This window comes from Paraburkholderia aspalathi, assembly GCF_900116445.1.
In the GTDB taxonomy this organism is placed as follows: domain Bacteria; phylum Pseudomonadota; class Gammaproteobacteria; order Burkholderiales; family Burkholderiaceae; genus Paraburkholderia; species Paraburkholderia aspalathi.
In genome coordinates this window covers 1-3101 of the sequence record NZ_FPBH01000082.1, presented here as the reverse complement: position 1 = coordinate 3101, position 3101 = coordinate 1, and the positions used below count along the sequence as shown (strand labels likewise).

Annotated in this window: 4 protein-coding genes; all 4 read left to right on the top strand. The window is 60.1% G+C overall.

Features of this window, described 5'->3' with window-relative positions:
* Positions 1 to 369: SDR family oxidoreductase (locus BM438_RS44390; protein WP_143131883.1), on the top strand; the 369-nt coding region annotated here is incomplete at its 5' end.
* A gap of 32 nt (positions 370 to 401) precedes the next feature.
* Positions 402 to 1412 (top strand): 2-hydroxyacid dehydrogenase, encoded by a 1011-nt coding sequence (locus BM438_RS44385; protein WP_093647899.1) that lies wholly within the window; start codon positions 402 to 404, stop codon positions 1410 to 1412.
* Positions 1413 to 1760: 348 nt separating this feature from the next.
* Complete coding sequence (locus tag BM438_RS44380) at positions 1761 to 2462, top strand: amino acid ABC transporter permease (protein WP_093647897.1); 702 nt, start codon at positions 1761 to 1763, stop codon at positions 2460 to 2462.
* A gap of 1 nt (position 2463) precedes the next feature.
* The coding region (locus BM438_RS44375) for an amino acid ABC transporter permease (protein ID WP_093647895.1) at positions 2464 to 3101 on the top strand (638 nt) is incomplete at its 3' end.

Here is a 3101-nt window from a genome sequence, read left to right as displayed (position 1 = left end):
AGCTCGATCGCAGGGATCTACAACTTCAACGGCAACTCCATTTACTCCGCGACGAAGGCCGGCATCCATGCGTTGTCGCGCCAGTTGCGAGTGGACGCGACCGGCAGACGCGTACGCGTGACGGAGATCTGTCCGGGCCGTGTCGCCACTGATATTTTTGGCCACGTGCATGGCGACATCGAGGCGGCGCGCAAGCAGTTCATCGACGGTTTCGAGTTGCCGCTGCCGTCCGATATTGCCGACGCCATCGCCTTTGCGATCGCTGCGCCGCTCGCGGTCAACATCAGCAATATGGAAATTCTGCCCACGCTGCAGGTGCCGGGCGGGCTGACGACGATCAAACGCGATCCCGCTGATCACAACGAGTAAGTGCGATCCAGAGTTCAACTAGGAGGTTTTCCATGCGTGCATCGGTACTGGTTACCCGTGCGTCATTTCCGGACATCGTCGACCGCCTGCGCGCGGATTTCGACGTGACCGACAACCCTGACGACACGATCTGGACGCAACCAGAGCTGATTGCCAGGCTGCAAGGCAAGGTGGGGGCCATGACGGCCGGCGGCGACCGGATCGACGCGACCTTGCTCGACGCCTGCCCGCAGTTGAAGGCGGTATGCAATATCGGTGTGGGCTACAACAACGTCGACGTGGAAGCCTGTACCGCGCGCGGTGTGCTGGTGACGAATACGCCGGACGTCCTGACGGATACCACCGCCGACTTCGGCTTCGCGCTGATGATGGCAACGGCGCGGCGCATCACCGAGTCGGAACACTTTCTGCGCGCCGGTGAATGGACCAAAACCGGACGCTTCGACATGTTCGTCAGCAACGACGTGCATGGTTCGACGCTCGGCATTCTCGGCATGGGACGTATCGGGCAGGCCATCGCGCGACGTGGTGCATTCGGCTTCGGCATGCGCGTGATCTATCACAATCGCTCGCAACTGGCGCCGGAAGTCGAAGAGGGCTGCAGGGCACGCTATGTCGACAAGGAGACCCTGCTGCGCGAGTCGGATCACCTGATCGTCGTGGTGCCTTACTCGGCCAGCTCGCACCACGCGATCGGCGCGGCGGAGCTCAAGCAGATGAAATCGTCGGCCACGCTGACCAACATCGCACGCGGCGGCGTAGTGGACGATGCGGCTTTGGCGGTGGCGCTGAACGAAGGCAGCATCGCGGCGGCCGGTCTGGATGTATTCGAAGGCGAGCCGGTTATCTGCCCGGCACTGCTTGCGCAAAAGAATGTGGTGCTCACGCCGCATATCGGCAGCGCGTCTGTCAGCACGCGACGTGCGATGGCCGCGCTTTGCGCAGACAATCTGATCGCCGCTCTGGGGCACGGCGCAGCGGCCGGCAAGCCGCCGACGCCGGTAAATCCGCAGGTGCTGACGCGCCCGACAGCCACGGCCTGAACGAAGACCGGCGCAGCATGCTGCGCCGGCGCAATGCCGCCGTTGTTTCTCAAGCGTGAGCGCTCCGATAAAGGAGCGCGCCACTGACGATGAGGCGCCCGCAGAGACGCCGCAAACTGGAGACAAACACCATGCACAACCACGCCTGCCGCGCTGCCGGAAGCCGTTTCGATTCATCATTCCCGAAACTTATTGCACCAGAAGAAAGGCCTCTGCAACGGCCTTTTTTTGCGAGCTAGTATCAACTCAACACGGAAGTCAATAACAGCTTCCGGGGGATGACGATGCTGCCGCGGGTCGAGTCAGGCCGGGATCATCGGTTCGATCCGAATCATTGGGACGTGCAACATGAAACTTCACTTTGACCTGGCGACGATGCTGCGAGGCGACTATGGGGCGCTGTTTCTCCATGGGATCGAACTCACGCTCGCGATGGCCGCGCTGGCATGGATACTCTCACTGGTCGTGGGCATTCTTCTCACGCTAATCCGCCTGACCAACAATCGCCTCGCGACGGCCTTCGTCGCGTCATTCGTGGCCTACCATCGCAATGTGCCGATGCTGGTCCAGATCCTGTTCTGGTACTTCGGCATTTCGAACATCCTGCCGGAATCGGTGCAGACGCTGCTGAACCACTATAACGGCCAGTTCATTTTTGCGGTCGTGGCGATCGGCTTATGCAGTGCAGCCTATCTCTCCGAAGATATCCGCAGCGGATTGCGTGCGATTCCCTATGGCCAGTACGAAGCTTCGCGAGCGCTGGGCCTGAACTTCCTGAACGGCATGCGTTTCGTCGTGCTTCCGCAAGCGTTGCGCAATGCAATTCCGCCGATGGTCAATCACGCAGTCCTGCTGTTCAAGAACACGAGTCTCGCGATGGCGATCGGCGCCGCCGAGCTGACTTATGTCACCCGGCAGATCGAGAACGAAACCTTCCTGTCTTTCGAGTCGTATTTCATCGCCACGGCGGTGTATCTCGGCCTCTCCCTTGTCATCATGCTGTGCGGCGCCAAAATCGCGATGCACTACCGCATTCCGGGAGTGAAGTGACATGCTCGATATCCTGCGCGACAACTGGACACTGCTGCTCATCGGGCAGTATCCGCATGGCCGGCTAGGCGGCATCGTACTGACGATATTGCTGTCGCTTTCAGCACTCGTCATCGCATTTCCCCTGGGTATCCTGGTCGCCCTGGCACGCATCAGCCCTTTCCGGTTTCTGCGCGCGCCGGCCACAGGTCTCGTCTACATGGTGCGAGGCATCCCGCTCCTGATGGTGATTTTCTGGGTGTACTTTCTCGTGCCTGTTTTGACTGGCTATCCGGTTACCGGGTTTGTCACCATGCTCTGCGCGCTTGTGATCTATGACTCGGCCTATCTGGGGGAAATCATCCGCGCGGGCATCGAGGGGCTGCCGAAAGGGCAGACCGAAGCCTCGAGAGCGCTCGGCATGAGCTACATGAAAACCATGCGTGCAGTCATCCTGCCGCAGGCGCTTTACAACGTGGTGCCGAGCATGGTCACGCAGTTCGTATCGACGATCAAGGAAACCTCGCTCGGTTACATCATCAACGTCCAGGAAATCTCCTTCGCAGCGGATCAGATCAACAACCGGCTGCTGACGAAGCCCTTTCCCGTGTATCTGATTCTCGCCTTGAGTTATTTCGCGCTGTGCTACGCGCTCACACA